Below are 16,839 nucleotides of genomic sequence, written 5' to 3'. Positions count from 1 at the left end.
CGTTGACAGCGCAAGGTTGTGCCCCAAGACTTGTCACACGAGAGGTGTTGAATATGGATCCGATCTTGTCCGAACGCGCCAGGCCTTATTTTGAAAAGGTGCAAAAGCTCGCGCCGATCATTCGCGAGCATGCCGATCGCGCCGATCGCGAGGCGCAGATGCCGCGGGAGGTTGCCGACGCCTTTCGCGACGCCGGACTGTTCAGGATTCTTCTGCCGCGCCAGATGGGCGGGGGCGAAGTGACGATCCCGGATTTGCTGCGGCTGTGCGAAGAAGTTTCGCGCATCGACGGGTCGGTTGGATGGAACTTCGCAATTTGTTCGGGCGGTCCGCTCTTCGGATATAACCTTTCCCGCACGGCCTTCGAAAAGATTTACAGCGATCCGCGCGGCGTGAGCGCCGGTTCGCTGAATCCCGCGACCACCCGCGTGGTTCCGGTTGAGGGCGGATGGCGTTTCAGCGGGAAGGCCACCTATGCCAGCGCCTCGGCTCACGCGACCTACCTGATGGCGGCGGGGATGGTCCTGCGCGACGGTGCGCCGCAAATCGTCGATGGGGTTCCGGTGATGCGCGGGGGTCTTTTTCCGATCGAACATACGAAAATCCTCAACACCTGGTCAACCGCCGGAATGCGCGGCACCGGCAGCAATGATTGCGTGTTCGACAACGTTTTTGTTCCCGACGAATTCACCTTCGACTGGCTCAACGCGAAATCGCCCTGGCAGCGCGGCCCACTCGAGAACATTCCTTTGCAACTGCAATTTGTCGGCGGCTTGGTATCGGTGGTGCTTGGCACCGCGCGACACGCCCTCGATACGCTGAACGAAATCGCACAAGCCAAAGTGCCGGTGGGCACGCGGGCCACGTTACGCGAGCGTCCCCTCGCACAAATCCAGTTCGCGCAGGCGGAAGGCCTGCTGAATGCGGCACGCGCGTACTTTTACAGTTGCAACGATGAGATCTGGCGCAAGGGCGAGGCCGGCGAGAGCTTCAGCATCCAGGACCGCGCGCACGCGCGGCTCGCCGTGGTAACCGCGGCGAAGCTGGCGGTGCAGGCGGTTGATCTGGTTGCGGATGCGGCCGGGATGAACTCGGCGCAGACCTCGTGTCCGATCGAGCGATGCTGGCGCGACGTGCATACCGCCACGCAGCACGTCCTGATGAATACGGCCCGCTTCGAGGTGGTAGGCCGCGTGCTGTTCGGCCTGGATCCAGGCTCGCCGGTAATCTGAAACCTGTTCAGGGTGCTGGTATACAGATGCCGGCGTTCGCGACGCCCGTGCCGTCATTTTTTTGTGTCATCCTGACCGAAGCGAGCAACGCGAGCGCAGTGAAGGGATCTCGGACAGCTTCGCGCCAGCAAAGCCGGTACCGGTTTTGAAATCGCGAAGCGGTCCTTTGCTGATGTCGTCGCGCAGGCCTCCGGATTCTCATTGGATGCAGCAATGCAAAGCCGGAACCGGCGGCGCTTACCCGCCACTGTCCGAGATCCTTCCCTATGCTCGCGTTGCTCGCTTCGCTCAGGATGACAAGTATTTCAGCAGTGCGGATGTGCTGGTTGCTCGCTTCGGTAAGGGTGACACGCAGACGCGGAATCCTACCGCGGCGGTTCGATCACTGTCATCACCGTGCCCGCGGTCGCGTCGCCGTCGAGGAACGCCAGCCATCTGCCCCGTAGCGACCAGCTCATCGTGACGGTGCCTTGCGCTGGGCCTTCGGCCAGCAGGAACGCACTGTCGTAGTGCAGCGAGTACGTCACGATTTTTCGCCATGGCACGGGCAGGCTCGGCGCATAGATTTGCATCGCGGCTTCATCCGCGCCCTTCGAATAAGCCATCGTGCTCCGCGCGAGCATCTCCGGCCACGTGTCGAAGCCCAGCGATTTCACGTCAACCTGACTCTGGTCGGATTGCGCGACCGCGACCTGCGCGGGTATCGATTTTTCGGGGCGCTCGATTGCCCGCGCGAATGTGAGATCCCGATTGCCCAGTGTGACCGTGTCGCTGCCGGCGGCAAAGGAGGCCGCGCCCGTCGATACGCCCATCAGATGTTCGGCGCCAGTCGCGATGTTGTACTTAAATACGCCAATCGTGTGTCGCGTCGGGTCGGGCCCGACATACAGAAACGACCCTTCGTCGTCCTTGTCCCAATCGAGCACGTGGATTGGCTCGCGCACATGAAACCTGGTGCAGGTCGAGGCGCGCCGATCGATTATGACCGGCGGCGCGCCCGCGTCGCCCTGTCCGACCGCATAGACGCCGTGCGCGCTCCAACTGAGCGGCGACATCGGGCACGACAACTTCAGAGGTGCGACGGAAGCGGCGCCGGTGATGACGATCAACTGCAACCCGTCCGAGCGTGTTGGCGGCGGCTCGGCGTCTGGCTGGTCGGAATCGGACTTCGGCGCTTCGTCACTCACGCCGGACTCTTCCGGCGGCTCCGGATGGGCTCGTAGCGCGAGCGCTATCGTCGAGTCATTCAACCAGCTCATCGAGATGGAATCGTACCGGCCATTGAAGTCCGAGATCGCGTTGCCCGGGCCGGTGGCAATCAGGTCGCGAATGATCACGTCGACTCGATCGCCGCCCGGCGCGACCATCGCCGTCGCGAGCGTCAGCCCGTTGGGGCTCACTGCGAGGTCCGCGAGCGTTCCCTCCTCGGCGGCGGCCGGCCCCGTCTCCGCTACGAGGACACGGCCGGTTCGCCACCCGGCACCCCCCAATCCATACATAATTGTGTGTCCCGCCTGGGTACCGACGACGCCAATCTCTTCACCGTTTTGCAGCCAGATGGGCGGACGCGTGGAAATCGGCGCGAAGCCTTGCGGCATCGCGACATTGGTCAGCACCTTGATACCGTTGGTGACCGCAAGAGTGGTCGAACGAGCGAGGAATGGCGGTGGCCCCGGCTTGGGCGCGGGCGTACTAGTCGAGCACGACGCAACGCCCACGGCAGTCAGGGCAAGAATCAAGATGAAGACAGACCTGGGCATCGAAAAGCGGTAGTGTATTTGGACCGATCAAAAAAGGCGACCGATTCGAAGAATGAAGAATCCGTTTATCGAAAGACTGTGGATAAGCCGCGAGGTCCGACTCGCAATCATTGTCGCGATTTTGTTCGCGGTCGGCGTGGTTGCATGCGCGGCCGGCGACTGGAAGGCGGGAATCACCGCACTTGGCATTGCGGCGGCTATCATCGCTGCCTTCTATTTCGCCGTCGTCCGACCCGCACAAATCCCGCATGACGCCGTCCTAATAGTCCGGCTCGCGGGTCCGATCGAAGAGGACGTGACTGGCTCGCCGCTCGATCAAATTATGCGCCGCGGCGCCCAAAGCCTCGACCATCTGCGCCATGCCTTCGAGTCGGCAGCCATAGACAAAAACGTTCGCGCGATAGTGGTCGAGATCGCGAGCTTCGGCGCTGGTCTGGCCACCGCGCACGAAATCCACCGCCTTATGCGCGCCGCGCAGGCGAGCGGCAAGCGCGTGATCGCGCTGCTGCGCGATGACGCCGGCCTTCGCGAATACCTGGTCGCGGCCGGCGCGGGCGAGATCGTCGCCAATCCCGACACGATGCTCACGATGCTCGGTGTGGCCACGGGCGGCGTGTTCCTGAAGAACGCGCTCAACAAGCTGAAGATTCAGGCGCAAACCCTGCAATGGAAAGAGTACAAGGGCGCCGCTGAGACTCTCGCCCGCGACACGATGTCGCCGGCGGTGCGCGAGAGCATGGAGGCGATCGTCGCGGATTGGGAGAAAATCCTCGTCGAGACGATCTCTTCGGCGCGGAAGCTAGCTCCGGAGCGCGCGCGCGAGCTGATCGCGGCGGGCTTCGTCAGCGCAAAGTTCGCGGTCGAGAATCATCTGATCGATCGCGAAGGCTACATCGAAGATATCCGCGCTGAATTCGATCCCGAGTCGAAGCACAAAGTGTTCGTCAGCCTCGCGCGATACCGTCGCCACGCAATCTTCACGCGCGAGCGCGGGCCGCGCGCGCGAATCGCACTCGTGCACGCCAGCGGACCGGTAATTTCGGGCGAGGCACCCGCCGCCGGCGAATTTATCAGCGGCGTCGCGACCGCCGCGCAGATCGATCGCGCCTCGCGCGACGAACGCGTCAGCGCAATCGTGTTTCGCGTAAATTCACCCGGCGGCTCCGCCGTAGGCTCCGACCTGGTGTGGCGCGCCGTGCGCGAGGCGCAGGGACGCGGCAAGCCGGTCGTCGTCTCGATGGGTGACGTCGCAGGCTCGGGCGGCTACTACGTCGCGGCGGGCGCCGACGCGATCGTCGCGGAGCCGGCCACTATCACCGGCTCCATCGGCGTCGTCTACGCGAAGTTCAATCTGGGCAATCTGCTCAGCGAACTCGGCGTCCACTTCGATTTCGTGAAGAGCGCGCCCATCAGCGACGCGATGTCGATGGCGCGCGCGATGACCGACGCTGAACTCGCACAGCTCAACGAAACCGTCGGTCATCTTTACTCGGCGTTCACCGCGAAGGTCGCGCAAGGCCGGCGGTTCAGCCCCGAGCAGGCTGAAGCTGTCGCCAAGGGGCGCATCTGGAGTGGCCTGGCGGCCAAGGAGCGTGGACTGATCGACGAAGTCGGCGGGCTTTCAACCGCAGTCGCAATCGCGCGCGATCGCGCGCATATCGCTGCGGATCGCCGTCATCAACTGGTGACCTATCGCGCCCAGCGCCGATGGCTGGACTTCCGGGGCGGCAACGCCGAGGCCTCGACGCCGTGGGCGATTCGCGCGACTGCCGCCGCGCTCGGCATTCCAAGCCGCTGGGCGCCCGCGATGCTCGAGCTGCTCATCCGCGGCGGTGTAATGCTCCTCTGCCCGTTCATCGAGCTGTAGCGGCACGCCTAAAGCGGCGAGCGTTCCAGTTCTTCGCGTATCGAGTACATCTTCTGCCGCGCCTCGGTGATGTAGGCGTCGAGGTTGCGGCGATGGTTCGCGAAGAGTCCGTCGGGCGATCCGTTCATCACGACCAGCGGTTTCATCACTGCGGCTTTGCTGAGCGCGTCGATCGAATCGTCGAACAGAGTCTTCAGCACCGGGTCGTCTTTGATCTGTCCTGCGTATTCGCGCTCGAGCGCCTCCATCATGTGGTACATCACGTGCGCGTAACCCTGCGAGTGATAGAAGTAGTGGTCGCAGTCCCAGCTATGAACCGGACTGCCGTCGTCCTTGGTCGCGCGGTAGAGGTTTGCATGCGCGTCGCCGAGCAGGTCGGTCCACGTCTGAATCAAGCGGACCAGCTCGACGGCGCGGGTGTTGAGCTCGCGCGACGACGGCGGCGTGGTATGCAACCCCGCGACGTACGCGCGTAGATGCGCGACGCCGTCGTCGTACTTGCCTTCGGGCGACGGCAGTATCCACTTCTCGGCGTCATTGCGAAAATCCGTGTCGGCGATCACCAGATTCGGGTCGTACTGATTCGACGAAACTTTGGTCAGGTGATCCTTGAAGACGCGCGTGGTCTCGCGAACCGCCTGGATTATCCCGAGCTGCCGATCGGAGTTGTTGTCCGCCCCCACCTTCGGACCCCACAGGAAGAAATCGTTGGGACGCCACCCGAAGCCGGTGTGCAGCTCATGGTCCATGATCGCGGCCAGCGTCGACGCATAGATCTCGCCGGGCGTGAATGGCTTGTCGGGCGGAAAATGTGCGTCGATGTCGTAGTCGAGACGATCGTGATACTTCAGGCCAAAGTGAAGCGCGAGGTTGCCGCCAATCCAGATCAGCAGAAGGGCCGCGGCCCCATACAGAAGTCGGTTCCGGTTCATCGCGACGGAGTTGGCATCAAGCAGCGATTCTGCCGGACGGAACTATATCACGATTGCTACGATGCCGCGCGCAGTGGAACTACTGCGGCGCTCGCGCTCTTCAGTTCGTCGCGGCTGGTGCCCAACTGCTTGAGCAATGGCAGCAGCGCCCGCGTGAAGAACAGGCGCGGACTGATACCGCCGCCGCCGATTCGAAGGTTCTCGTGATAGTTCGGAATCAGGCCGTCGCCCGGCATCTTGAAGTTCGCGATCACGTGCGCGAGATCGGCCAGCGTACCGACCCTATCTTCGGCCATCTCGATCTCGATCATCGCGCGGTAGAAGCCGGCGTGAGCGGCTTCGTCGCGGCTGACCAGGAAGAAAATCGCCGCGAGCGTCGCGTCGTGCTCGAGTTCGGCGCGATCCTTTTGCGCGCGATACGCGATATAGGTCGCTGACTCCTGCAGCGCTCCATAGCAACTCATCCGGCGCCGCGTCGCAAATGAAGCTTTCCACGGGCGCGAAAACACGTCGCTCTCCATCGCGTCGAACTGCGCTTGCGTGCGCAGTCCGGAGCGGATCAGGTACTCGCGGAACACCAGTCCGTGGCGCGACTCCTCATAGCTCCACGCGTTCTGAAACCATTCGAGTCCAAACACCCCGCGTAACATCTGGTTGCCGGCCAAAGTGTAATCCGGCAAGTACATCTCCTCGGCGCAGTATGTTTCGATGCGAATCGCGCGCTCCTCAGTGTTCGTGTCGGGAGTGAGCTTGTCCCACGGCACATCTTCGAAAAGATTCCAGCGGCGCTTGCGCTCCGCGGTTTCAAAGAAATCCATGTACGCGCGGTAAAACTTATCTTTTGGGGTCATCAAGCAACAGTCGTCATCGGACAAGCCTATAAAAGTTATACTATCAGGGACGAGACCCATTACCTAACCGAAAATGTTATCTACAGAACGCATCTCGGAATCACGTGTTCAGAAAATACTTAATAAACGTTTAGTTAACGACGGCCTTTTGGCCACATCGGAAGGTGCCAGCAACGCGATCGTGGCCACCGATTTGCCGCCCGCAGTCACGTTTGCAGTGCCAATTTGCTGGCCAGCCTTGAGCGGTGCCGCGATCGACGGCGGCAGGTTGTAGTCCACTTTGATCGCGGCGCTCGCGTCGCCACGCTTGACGAAAACGCCCGCATCGCCGCCCCAAACCGGCTTGATACTGCCCGCTTCCGCGTCGGTCACCGCGACGGTTTGCGCGATCGGCGCGCCTTTCTTTGCGACCGGATGCATCTCGTAGTTGAGAAATCCCTGCGACAGCATCTCGGACGCTTCCTTGAAATTCGTCAGCTTGTGCTGACTGCCGAGCACCACCGCGATGAGCCTCAGATCATTGCGTTTTGCAGTGGCGACTACGTTGAACCCCGCCTTGTCGTAGAATCCGGTCTTGAGGCCGTCGCATCCGGGATACGTCCGCACCATGTGATTGGTGTTGCGCAGAATGAACGTTCCGGCGCGAAACGGCGCCGTGTCGATCGACGACCATCGAAGCACGTCGGGATATTTCAGCAGCTCGCGCGCAAGAATCGCCTGGTCGTAGGCGCTCGCGACGTCAGCCGACTCGCCCTTCCCCGGCGGCAGCCCGTGCACCGAGTAGTAGTGCGAGTCCTTCATCCCGATCGCGGCGGCCTGCTGGTTCATCATCACCACGAACGATTCCGTCGAGCCCGCGATATACTCCGCGACCGCCACCGACGCGTCGTTGGCAGAATGCACGACCACCGCCTTCATCATGTCGTCGAGCGGAAACGTCTCACCTTCCTTGAGATAGACTTGCGAACCGCCCATCTCGGCCGCTTTGCGCGAAGTGGTTATATTGTCGGTGAGTTTGAGCGAGCCGTCGTGGATTTTTTCGGCGACGATCAACATCAGCATCATCTTGGCCAGTGAAGCGGTCGGCCACGGCGTGTGATCGTTCGCCTCGAAGATGACGGTGTCGGTGGTCGGTTCGAGCACGCACGCCTCGGAATACGGACCCAGGGCGGTGCTCGACGAACTCGCGGCGCTCTCTTCTTCGGCAGCGGGCGCGGTGGCTGCGTGATGGCGCCGCGCGGCGAAAGCGGTATGCGACGCCATCAGCACAGCCAGCGCGACGATCACGGCGACAGATCCAAATTTTCGGCTAGCGGAAATTCCGGCGACGGATTCGCCGAACGCGGAAAGAACTCTCATCAAGCACACCTCCACAGCACATCGAATCGACAGAACGATACTAGCCAACAACTCGCACCGCGGCGAGCGCCTGCGCGAATAACTAGAAGCGGTCGGCGGTCCAGAACACCGATCGCGAATCCGCGAAGATTTCGAACGCGCGCGCTGACGCGGCTTCGGGAGCCATCGCGAACCGTCGCGCGAGCTTCTCCGGCGCCAGCACTCGCCACATGTAGTTGTTGTCGATGTGATGGGCGACGGGGCACCCCGCGTCGCCTAGCGCGTTTTCGAGCGCAGGATCATGCGCGGTATGCGTCACGAGCACGGAAGGCTCGTCGGGCTTCGACGCGTTGTGGAGCAGGGCGGCGCGCTTGTGATCACCGACACGCTTCACCGTGACCGGCACGCCGGCCGCCGCCTGCCCGAGGTACTTGAACGTCGCGAGCATCGCCTCAATCCCAGCCGCGCCCGGAGTGTAGCCGTATTCCATCACCATCGAGACGCCGTGGAACCGTGTAACCCGCGCATACGCCGCGATTCGTGCGCCGTCGCGGCACACGATGAAGTACTCTTCTGAGCCTTCACCCGGATGGAGTGGCTGATTGCCAGCAAACTTCAGATTCGCGCGCCATGCGGAGTCGTCGCGGACCGCAGTTACATTGAATCGACCACTGTACCCGCGATGTATCTCGGCAATCTCGCCAAGGTCGCACGCACTCTCGAAACTGTCGATCACAAAACGATCGGCCACGTTGAGCGAAGTCGCGCCCGCCAGGATGCTGAACTTGCGCTCGACTTCGCGCCATCCGAACTGGTTGTAAAAGGTAAGCCGTTCCGCAAACAGCAGCGAGACTTCGAAACCTTCGCGCACCATCGTCTCGACAGATAGCCGCATCAGCGCCGAGGCAACCCCCTTATGCCGGTACTGTTCGAGCGTGAACACAGAACCGATTCCGCCCATCGGGATCGATTGTCCTTCGAGATTGATCGCGCGATCGAAAATCTGAACGGTAGACACCAGCCTGCCCGCGTCGCGCGCCACCAGGCACAACTCGTCCCGAAACCCAGGATCGTTATGATTGTAACGGGCGAAAAACTCGCCCCGATCGTTGTACCAATGGCCAAGCAGGTCGAGCACCTCATCCCGCTCGCCGTAGTGCGCAGCCCGAACTTCCATAGTTCAGGTTTTGTAACTTACTTAAGCGGGGGCCGCTAGTTGTCGCGCCTCGCGTTCGCCCGGAGCAAGAGTTCCATGGGCCTCATACGCGTTGCGGCATGCGGCGGAAGGTCCAGAAGCGGACGCCGCTGGCGCCGGCCTCTTCGCCGTTCACGATCATCTCGAAGCCCTGCTTCAGATAGAACGCGACGTTGCGCTCGTTCTCGGTTTCGAGATAGCACGCGACCTGCTCGGCGTCGGCGCGCTCGAGCCCCGGACGCATCAGCGCGCCACCGAGTCCGCGACGCTGACTGCTCGGCTCGACGCCGAGCAGGAACAGGTACCAGCACGAGCCGGTCATGTCGCGCTCGCGCGCCTGCCACTCGCGTCCGACGACTTCGCGATAGCGCTGATAGGCGTCGTTGCCGATGAGCGCCGGCATCTGATGCATCCCCGACGCTTCGATATTCTCGCGCGTCCATTTCGCGTTGGGCGGCAGCCACAGCGCGACTCCTTCGAGCGCGCCCGCCGTTGCGTAAACTTCGCCCGCGAGCACGCCGAAACGGATCATCCTCGCATACACGTCAGGCAGCAGCCGCACGCGTTCCGCCCGGTCGGGAATGGCATAAATCATGAGCGGATCGTCGTGAAACGCGCGCGCGAGCGCCGCCGCGGCCGCGGGTATTTGCGAGTCAGTGAGCCTGACGATTCTCGCACTCACGCGTGAATCCTCGCACACCGCGCAACCGAAAGCACAGGATGTCGAAATTGCGGGTACTGATTCAGTTTGCCAACCGGAGGCAGGAACCTAACCCCTAACCCCTTCCCGCGCGGGAAGGGGGAGAAAATCGCGCGCGACAACGGAGCGCGGCCTTAATGCCGGGTGCAGGGGTCACCCCTGCTTAGCGGAGGTCGAGATGAACTGACGTTGGCGTGCCGCCGCGATTCACCGTTAGATCGATCGCCGACGCGGTTTTCACGGCCTGAATCAACCCCATCGCCTGCATCGGGTTGGTCACCGGCTGCCCGTCGATCGACGTCAGCAGGTCGCCGTTCTGCAGGCCGAGTTGTTCGAAGACCGAGCCCGGCGCGACCTGCGAAATCGAGAAGCCGTCGGTTTTGCCGTCGACAAAATGGGGCATCGCGCGCATCTGCGAGAAGAACTGCGCGGGATTTTCCATCGTCTGCTGAACTTCGGCGCGGCTGACCTCGAATTTCCCGGGAGCGATCTTCTTGAGCTGAAGTTTGGCGCTGCTGTTGTCGTCGCTATCGTCGTTGTCGTCGCTGTTGTCGTTGTCATTGTTGTCATTGTTGTCATTGGCGGCCGGCGCACCGCCGTGGAACCCGCGCAGCCTGTGCCGCATCGTCGCACCAAACCCCCTGAGCGGCGGCTTTATCACACCGCCCAACTGGGAGGGCGGCGCTTCGGGAATTTCCGGCGACGGAATCTCAATTGCGACGCGATGACCGCCGCGGTCGATGATCGCGCGGTTGGTTTCGACGCTGACGAGCCTGCCCGCGTCCGGGATGTCCTCGCCCACCTGGTAGAGCGATTCGTTGCCGGTGGTATCTTCAATTATCGCGTACGGCTTCGATTTGCTCGCCAGCGAAGTGCCGATCAGCTTGAGATTCAGATCCGCCTCGACCACCGGCGCGGGCCCGCTCTCCTGCGGCGTCTCGTTGAAGATGTCGCGCTTGACGATCAAGTCGTAGTAGGCGCGGGTCCGCACGCCGGTCGGGCTCCTCCGCGCAGACGATGCGACGCCCACGGTGTCGGGTTCATTCGAAACGGCGCGCACGATTATGTCGCGCACGCACATCGCCGAAACGATCGCCAATGCCGCTATCAGCACGAAGTTCAGAATTGTGACATGAATCTGTGAGAACCTTAGTTGCATCTACAGGATCGGTTGCATCTATAGGATCGATTCAGCCCCGTAAGCGCATCCTTTGACTAGACGGCCGACGTCGTAGTTCCATTCACCCTTCCAGCGGCTGATCACGAGGCTGGCCTGGCTATGCCCGCCGCGCACCAGGTCCATCAGGCGCAACAGGTAGATGCTCTCATCCTGGCCGAGATTGTTCAACGCCCTCTGGCGCTCGAGGCCCCTGGCCGCAATCTGCATCAGCTCGTAGCCGAGCGCTTGCAGCTTGAAGCGCCCGGCGCGCGCGTCGAGGCCGTTCTTATGCGCCGCGTCGGCGATTTCGATCCGCTCGCGATAGCTCCATCCCTTGATCAGGTCCCACGCCGCCGCTAGGCAATCGTCGTCGTACAACATCCCCTTGAGCAGCGCCGGCAGCGCGAGCATGAATTGCGGCGGCTGGCTGTCCGCAGTGCGCACCTCGACGTACTTCTTCAGCCGCACCTCGGTAAAAATCGTGGTCAGGTGATTGGTCCAGTCGTCAACGGTGGCACGCTCGCGCCCGTACCCGTTCGCGAGATATTGGCGGAACGTCAGCCCCGGCGGCTTGGTGAGATCGATGTATTCATGGTTGCGAATCAGGAAGTACATCGGCACGTCGAGCGCGTACTCGGCGTAATCCTCGAACGAACAATCGTCGCGAAACACGAACTGCGGGACTCCGCTGCGTTGGTTGTCGGTGTCGGTCCAGATATGCCCGCGGAAGCTGTGGTAGCCGTTCAGGCCGCCGTCGCTCAGCGGTGAGTTCGCGAAAATCGCGTACAGGATCGGCACGATCCCCATGCTCACGCGCAGCTTGCGCATCGCGTCGGCCTCGTCGCTGTAGTCCAGGTTGGCCTGCACCCCCGCGGTCTGCTTCATCATCCGCTGGCCGAGCTTCCCCATCCGCGCCATGTACGGGTACATGATGTGGTAACGGGCCTTCGGCAGCAGCTCGATCTGGTCGATGCGGCTGACCGGTTGCATCCCGAGGCCCAGCACGTTCGCGCCGATCTTGCTGGTTACGTCGATCAGTTGTTCTACGTGCGTCGCGAACTCGGCGTATGCACAGTGGATAGTCTCACACTGCTCGCCCGACAACTCGATCTGCCCGCCGGGTTCGAGCGTGATTTCGGCTCGCTCGCCCTTGAGCGCAAGGATATGCCCGTGCTCGTCTTCAGGCTCGAAGCCGTAGTCTGCCACCATCCGTCGCAGGATGCTCTCGACGCCGCCGTCGCCGGAGTAGGGGATAGCGGTGGCGTCGGCGCTCCTGACAACGACCTTCTCGTACTCGGTGCCGGTCCGCCACTGCGCGCGGGGCTTGCCGCCTTCCCGGAAGTAGCGGATCAGGTCGTCTTTCTTTTCAAGCAACTCACTCATGAACCAATTCCATTCGCGACTCCCTGAAAAGAAGCTCCGCCAAGCGCGCCTATAATGGCCCCGCCAAACCTGCGAGGCAAGTATGCGCGATCGTTATTCCGGGAGCCCCTCGTCACGCCGCAAGGCCGCCGGGATCAGAGTGATCCTGTACCAAAGTACAGTATCGCCCCCCCTGAAGATGAACGAATCTTGTAAGACTCGTTGAATGAAAATGCCACCAACAGGAGGAGCTTCTAATGCTCGATTGGAGCAGTAGGCGTTTTGCGATCGCGCTCTTGATCGCCACAATTATCTGCTCGACCTTCGTGCGTGCCGCATGGGCCGGCGATAAGCCCGATATCCTCGTGATCATGGGCGACGACATCGGCTACTGGAACATCAGCGCCTATAACCGGGGTATGATGGGGTATCGCACGCCCAACATCGATCGCATCGCCGACGAGGGCGCGATTCTCACTGACTACTACGGTCAGCAATCCTGCACCGCCGGCCGCGCGGCGTTCATTACCGGCCAAAGCCCAATCCGCACGGGTCTTCTGAAAGTAGGGCTGCCCGGCGCGAAGGAAGGTCTGTCCGACAAGGATCCGACGCTTGCCGAGCTGCTCAAGCCGCTCGGATATGCGACCGGTCAATTCGGCAAGAACCATCTCGGCGATCGCAACGAATTCCTGCCGACCGTCCATGGCTTCGACGAATTCTTCGGCAACCTCTACCATCTCAATGCCGAGGACGAGCCGGAACATCCCGACTATCCCAAAAATATCGAATTCAAATTGCGCTTCGGGCCGCGCGGCGTTCTGCGATGCACCGCCACCACGACCGAGACCCAAGGTGAAGATCCGCGCTTCGGCAAATGGGGCAAGCAAAGCTGCACCGACACCGGTCCGCTTACCAAAAAGCGGATGGAGACCGTGGACCAGGAGTTCCTGAGCGCCACGCTCGACTTCATCGATCGCGCGAACAAGGACAAGAAGCCATTCTTCGCCTGGTTCAATTCAAGCCGCATGCACATTTGGACTCGCCTCAAGCCCGAGTCTCAAGGGAAAACCGGTCTCGGTATCTATCCGGATGGGATGGTGGAGCATGACGCTCAGGTGGGTCAACTTCTGAAGAAGCTCGACGATCTCGGCATCGCCAACAATACTATCGTTATCTACACGACCGACAACGGCGCTGAGACCTTTACCTGGCCCGACGGCGGCACTACGCCGTTCCGCGGCGAGAAGAATACCAACTGGGAGGGTAGCTATCGCGTGCCGGCGCTCGTGCGATGGCCCGGGCTGGTTAAACCTCACACTGAAATCAATGACATCGTCTCGGCTGAGGACTGGGTACAGACTCTGATGGGAGCGGCGGGGGACCCCAATGTTCAGGATGAGCTTCTGAAGGGCATGACCATCGGCGACAAGACCTACAAGGTGCACCTCGACGGCTACGATCAGCGCGACGTGCTCGCTGGTAAGGCTAACGATAAGCGCCACGAGTTCTTCTATTGGACCGACGACGGCGACCTCGCGGGCCTCCGCTATGACCAGTACAAGGCCGTATTTATGGAGCAGAACTCTCATGGCTTGGAGGTATGGCTGCAGCCGCTGGTCCCGCTCCGCGCGCCCAAGCTTTTTAACCTGCGCTCCGATCCGTTCGAGCGTGCGGAAGACGAGGCCGGCGACTACACCAAGTGGTTCGTCGAGCACATCTTCGTGATGGTTCCCGCGCAGTATATCGTCAGCCGCTATCTCCAGACGTTCCAGGAATTTCCGCCGCGCCAGAAGCCGGGCAGTTTCAACGTCCGCGAAGCTTTGGACATGCTGACGAAGCCACAGAGCAGCGATTAGAAGGTGGAACCACTGCTCACAAGCATCCGCCAATATTTCGCGCCGCACCGGCATAGTGCTCTGCTCGCAGCGCTCATCGCCGCGTTCGCGGTCCGCCCGTTGATAGGCGAGTCCGACACCAGCTCCGCCGTTTTCGGCATCGCGCTGATACTTGTTCTGCTCGTCGCTTTTTCCACATCAACGTCGATGAACTGGTTGGTGAGAGGGACCGCCTTCTGGCCCAAAGCAGAAGGAGAAGATTCCTTGGTTGGATGCTCGCCACAGCAGCCGCATCGGAGCGGATAGTCGTCATGTTTGTGGACAGCAGGACGCTCAACCTCGCGGGTACGATCATTTGGCTGCTCTTTATCGTGTACGTCACGAGCAGCGAGCTGCGCAGCGTGCTGAAGCAAAGAGAAGTGACCACCGAAACCATTTGCATGGCGGTCTCCGTCTACCTCTTGATGGGTTTCAGCTTCGCTCTTCTGTACGCATTTATGTTCCAGCGTCATCCGGAATCCTTTGCCGGCATCGTGACCGGAAACGCCGCGCCGCCCACCGAGTTCCAGCATTTTTTCCCGATCTTCGGCTACTTCAGCCTGACGACCATATCCACCATAGGATTCGGCGACATAACTCCGGTGACTCTACAAGCGCGCTACGCCGCCGTCGCCGAAGGAATCACCGGCCAATTCTACATGGCGATCCTGGTCGCGCGCCTGGTGGGAATGCAGATGAGCCGCTCAGCCGATCAGCACACAGGAAGTCCATGACGTTCAACGTGATTCGAAACGATTTCGTAACAGAGTCTGTAAGAGGACAAAGCAAAATGGATCTGAAAGGTGGCGTTCGCCGTCTATGCGCAGCTGTACGACTAAGCGTCGCAGCTCTTGTCGTTTTAGCAATCTCATTGGCTGGTCAAGCCTATGCCGACAGTATCCAAGGTCAGGTGCTCGGCGCGGGTGCACTGATTGCAAAATCGACAGTGACTTTATGGTCTGCGAGTGCCGACGCGCCTAAGCAGTTAGCTCAGACCCAGACTGGCGACGACGGGCGATTTACTTTGAACGCGGAAGGATCGCCTGACGGCATCCTGTATATAGTTGCCAAAGGCGGGGTAGCGGCTGCCAGCAAGGGCGGCGGCGACAACCCTGCCATTGCACTCATCTCGGTCGGCGGCAACAAACCGCCTGCTCACGTCGTCATCAACGAGTTCACAACTGTCGCGTCGGTATGGACCAACGCGCAGTTCCTCGACGGCACCGCACTCAAGGGCAACGCACTGGGGCTGCGCATCGCGGCAGGCAACGTTCCCAACTTCGCCGATCTCGAAACCGGCGGCTATGGCGTGATGATGCAGGACGCGCTGAACAGCACCCAGACCCCGACAATGGCGAATTTCGCGACGCTCTCCAATGTACTTGCGGGCTGTGTGACCCGGGTGAAGGACGATGCGTGCAGCAGCCTGTTCGCCGCCGCGACGCCCCCGACGGGAAAAGCTCCGACCGATACGCTAACCGCGGCTGAGTCGATCGCTCTGAATTCCGCGTTCAAGCCTGGCAGGGTGTTCGCGCTGCTAGACAATTTCTATCCGGTTTCCGAGGGCAAGCAACTTCGTGCAACCCCGTTCATGCCCTATTTGAGCTTTGCGCCCAGCGCGTGGGTCCTGCCGCTCGAGTTCACCGGAGGCGGTTACACCGGCGGCGCCAAAGTGATGTTCGACAGTAAGGGCAATGCATGGAGCGGCGCCAATTTCATCGTCGGGTCGCAGGGGCACGATGCGTTGTGGGATGGCAATCTGTCGGAGTTTGCCCCGAACGGCCGACCACTTTCGCCGATGACGACAGGCTTTACTGGCGGAGGCCTGCAAGGCCCAGGGTTCGGTACGGCGATCGATGCCAATGATCGGATCTGGATCGACAGCACGAGCGGCAAAACAATCTCGCTGTTCGACAAGAATGGCAAGGCGCTGTCGCCGCCACAGGGTTACAACTTCGGCGGGAAGCTCGGCTTTATGCAGGGCGTCATCGTTACGCCAAGTGGCGATGTATGGGCGTTAGATTTCACCAACGACAGGGTAGTGTTCATGCCCAAAGGAGAGCCTGCCAGCGCGAAGTTCTACTGCGAGTCCACCAACGGCAAGCCCAACAAGGACAGTCCGTGCAAGCTAAATGCCCCGTTCGGCATTGCGATCGACCAGCAGGACCGGATCTGGATCGATAACGCGATCGGTGGCACGGTTACGCGCTTTCCGGCGAGCGACCCGAGCAAGGTCGAAGTGTTTCCCACCGGCGGCCACAGTGGCAAGGGCATGGCGGTCGACAGCACGGGTAATGTCTGGATTACTAACACCTTGGGCGCCGGAATGACTCTGGGGACCAAGTTGCGTCTCCTCAAACTCAAGTTGACCGGTGGTACGGCCACTGGGATGGATCAGGTTGCTCTCAAAGATCTGCTGTCTCATCCAGGTCTAGCAGGGTGTTGAGAAACGCCTCTTCGATGGGATCGACGGAAGGTTTTGCATCGGTATAGTGGAACGAGGCCAGTTGGGTTGAGGAGGAAGCGGAAGATGCGAGGATACGATCGGGCACAGAGCACGATGCTGACG

The 16,839-nt window shown here is 61.2% G+C and carries 13 protein-coding genes; 5 read left to right on the top strand and 8 right to left on the bottom strand.

Going from position 1 to position 16,839, the window contains the following annotated elements:
* The first annotated feature begins 53 nt into the window (after nt 1-53).
* Entirely contained in the window at nt 54-1,232 is a 1,179-nt protein-coding gene (locus VJX68_RS08925; protein ID WP_324095331.1) for an acyl-CoA dehydrogenase family protein, read from the top strand.
* A gap of 365 nt (nt 1,233-1,597) precedes the next feature.
* On the opposite strand, the gene VJX68_RS08920 is transcribed toward VJX68_RS08925, so the two are convergent.
* A complete protein-coding gene (locus tag VJX68_RS08920) occupies nt 1,598-2,992 on the bottom strand; it encodes a hypothetical protein (RefSeq protein WP_324095330.1) in 1,395 nt (464 codons plus the stop codon).
* A 52-nt stretch (nt 2,993-3,044) separates the two neighbouring features.
* Between VJX68_RS08920 and sppA the strand changes: the two genes are divergently transcribed.
* Nucleotides 3,045-4,859, top strand: a complete 1,815-nt coding sequence (gene sppA / locus VJX68_RS08915) for a signal peptide peptidase SppA (RefSeq protein ID WP_324095329.1) — start codon at nt 3,045-3,047, stop codon at nt 4,857-4,859.
* Between the two features lie 8 nt (nt 4,860-4,867).
* Here the strand turns inward: sppA and VJX68_RS08910 are convergent, their stop codons facing one another.
* The 7 genes from VJX68_RS08910 to VJX68_RS08880 all read right to left on the bottom strand — a co-directional run bounded on the left by VJX68_RS08910 (nt 4,868) and on the right by VJX68_RS08880 (nt 12,417).
* Entirely contained in the window at nt 4,868-5,791 is a 924-nt protein-coding gene (locus VJX68_RS08910) for a DUF2333 family protein (RefSeq protein ID WP_324095328.1), read from the bottom strand.
* Nucleotides 5,792-5,847: 56 nt separating this feature from the next.
* Nucleotides 5,848-6,609 carry an acyl-ACP desaturase gene (locus tag VJX68_RS08905; RefSeq protein WP_324095327.1) on the bottom strand — a complete coding sequence of 254 codons (762 nt, stop codon included), beginning with the start codon at nt 6,607-6,609 and terminating at the stop codon, nt 5,848-5,850.
* 141 nt (nt 6,610-6,750) lie between these two features.
* A complete protein-coding gene (locus VJX68_RS08900) occupies nt 6,751-8,001 on the bottom strand; it encodes a D-alanyl-D-alanine carboxypeptidase family protein (RefSeq protein WP_324095326.1) in 1,251 nt (416 codons plus the stop codon).
* Between the two features lie 82 nt (nt 8,002-8,083).
* A complete protein-coding gene (locus VJX68_RS08895) occupies nt 8,084-9,157 on the bottom strand; it encodes a GNAT family N-acetyltransferase (protein ID WP_324095325.1) in 1,074 nt (357 codons plus the stop codon).
* Nucleotides 9,158-9,239: 82 nt separating this feature from the next.
* Entirely contained in the window at nt 9,240-9,857 is a 618-nt protein-coding gene (locus tag VJX68_RS08890) for a GNAT family N-acetyltransferase (RefSeq protein WP_324095324.1), read from the bottom strand.
* A 181-nt stretch (nt 9,858-10,038) separates the two neighbouring features.
* On the bottom strand, nt 10,039-11,034 hold the full coding sequence (gspC, locus tag VJX68_RS08885; RefSeq protein ID WP_324095323.1) for a type II secretion system protein GspC: 996 nt from the start codon (nt 11,032-11,034) through the stop codon (nt 10,039-10,041).
* 18 nt (nt 11,035-11,052) lie between these two features.
* The gene (locus VJX68_RS08880; RefSeq protein WP_324095322.1) at nt 11,053-12,417 is read right to left on the bottom strand and encodes a glutamate--cysteine ligase; all 1,365 of its coding nucleotides are present in this window, start codon (nt 12,415-12,417) and stop codon (nt 11,053-11,055) included.
* Nucleotides 12,418-12,653: 236 nt separating this feature from the next.
* Here VJX68_RS08880 and VJX68_RS08875 point away from each other — a divergent pair, with 236 nt between their 5' ends.
* The 3 genes from VJX68_RS08875 to VJX68_RS08865 all read left to right on the top strand — a co-directional run bounded on the left by VJX68_RS08875 (nt 12,654) and on the right by VJX68_RS08865 (nt 16,716).
* Nucleotides 12,654-14,252 (top strand): arylsulfatase, encoded by a 1,599-nt coding sequence (locus VJX68_RS08875; RefSeq protein ID WP_324095321.1) that lies wholly within the window; start codon nt 12,654-12,656, stop codon nt 14,250-14,252.
* A gap of 251 nt (nt 14,253-14,503) precedes the next feature.
* A complete protein-coding gene (locus VJX68_RS08870; protein ID WP_324095320.1) occupies nt 14,504-15,004 on the top strand; it encodes a potassium channel family protein in 501 nt (166 codons plus the stop codon).
* 56 nt (nt 15,005-15,060) lie between these two features.
* Nucleotides 15,061-16,716 carry an NHL repeat-containing protein gene (locus tag VJX68_RS08865; RefSeq protein ID WP_324095319.1) on the top strand — a complete coding sequence of 552 codons (1,656 nt, stop codon included), beginning with the start codon at nt 15,061-15,063 and terminating at the stop codon, nt 16,714-16,716.
* Nucleotides 16,717-16,839 lie beyond the last annotated feature (123 nt).

It is taken from the genome of Binatus sp. (SeqCode) (assembly GCF_035272065.1).
GTDB lineage: Bacteria > Desulfobacterota > Binatia > Binatales > Binataceae > Binatus.
This window is presented reverse-complemented; position numbering and strand designations above follow the sequence as displayed.

Bases quoted from the DNA above. Each gene is read 5' to 3' on its own strand.
- VJX68_RS08865 (WP_324095319.1), top strand. From the start codon at position 15,061: ATGGATCTGAAAGGTGGCGTTCGCCGTCTATGCGCAGCTGTACGACTA.
- VJX68_RS08920 (WP_324095330.1), bottom strand. From the start codon at position 2,992: ATGCCCAGGTCTGTCTTCATCTTGATTCTTGCCCTGACTGCCGTGGGC.
- VJX68_RS08870 (WP_324095320.1), top strand. From the start codon at position 14,504: ATGCTCGCCACAGCAGCCGCATCGGAGCGGATAGTCGTCATGTTTGTG.
- VJX68_RS08905 (WP_324095327.1), bottom strand. From the start codon at position 6,609: ATGGATTTCTTTGAAACCGCGGAGCGCAAGCGCCGCTGGAATCTTTTC.
- VJX68_RS08925 (WP_324095331.1), top strand. From the start codon at position 54: ATGGATCCGATCTTGTCCGAACGCGCCAGGCCTTATTTTGAAAAGGTG.
- sppA (WP_324095329.1), top strand. From the start codon at position 3,045: ATGAAGAATCCGTTTATCGAAAGACTGTGGATAAGCCGCGAGGTCCGA.
- VJX68_RS08895 (WP_324095325.1), bottom strand. From the start codon at position 9,157: ATGGAAGTTCGGGCTGCGCACTACGGCGAGCGGGATGAGGTGCTCGAC.
- gspC (WP_324095323.1), bottom strand. From the start codon at position 11,034: ATGCAACTAAGGTTCTCACAGATTCATGTCACAATTCTGAACTTCGTG.
- VJX68_RS08875 (WP_324095321.1), top strand. From the start codon at position 12,654: ATGCTCGATTGGAGCAGTAGGCGTTTTGCGATCGCGCTCTTGATCGCC.
- VJX68_RS08910 (WP_324095328.1), bottom strand. From the start codon at position 5,791: ATGAACCGGAACCGACTTCTGTATGGGGCCGCGGCCCTTCTGCTGATC.
- VJX68_RS08880 (WP_324095322.1), bottom strand. From the start codon at position 12,417: ATGAGTGAGTTGCTTGAAAAGAAAGACGACCTGATCCGCTACTTCCGG.
- VJX68_RS08900 (WP_324095326.1), bottom strand. From the start codon at position 8,001: ATGAGAGTTCTTTCCGCGTTCGGCGAATCCGTCGCCGGAATTTCCGCT.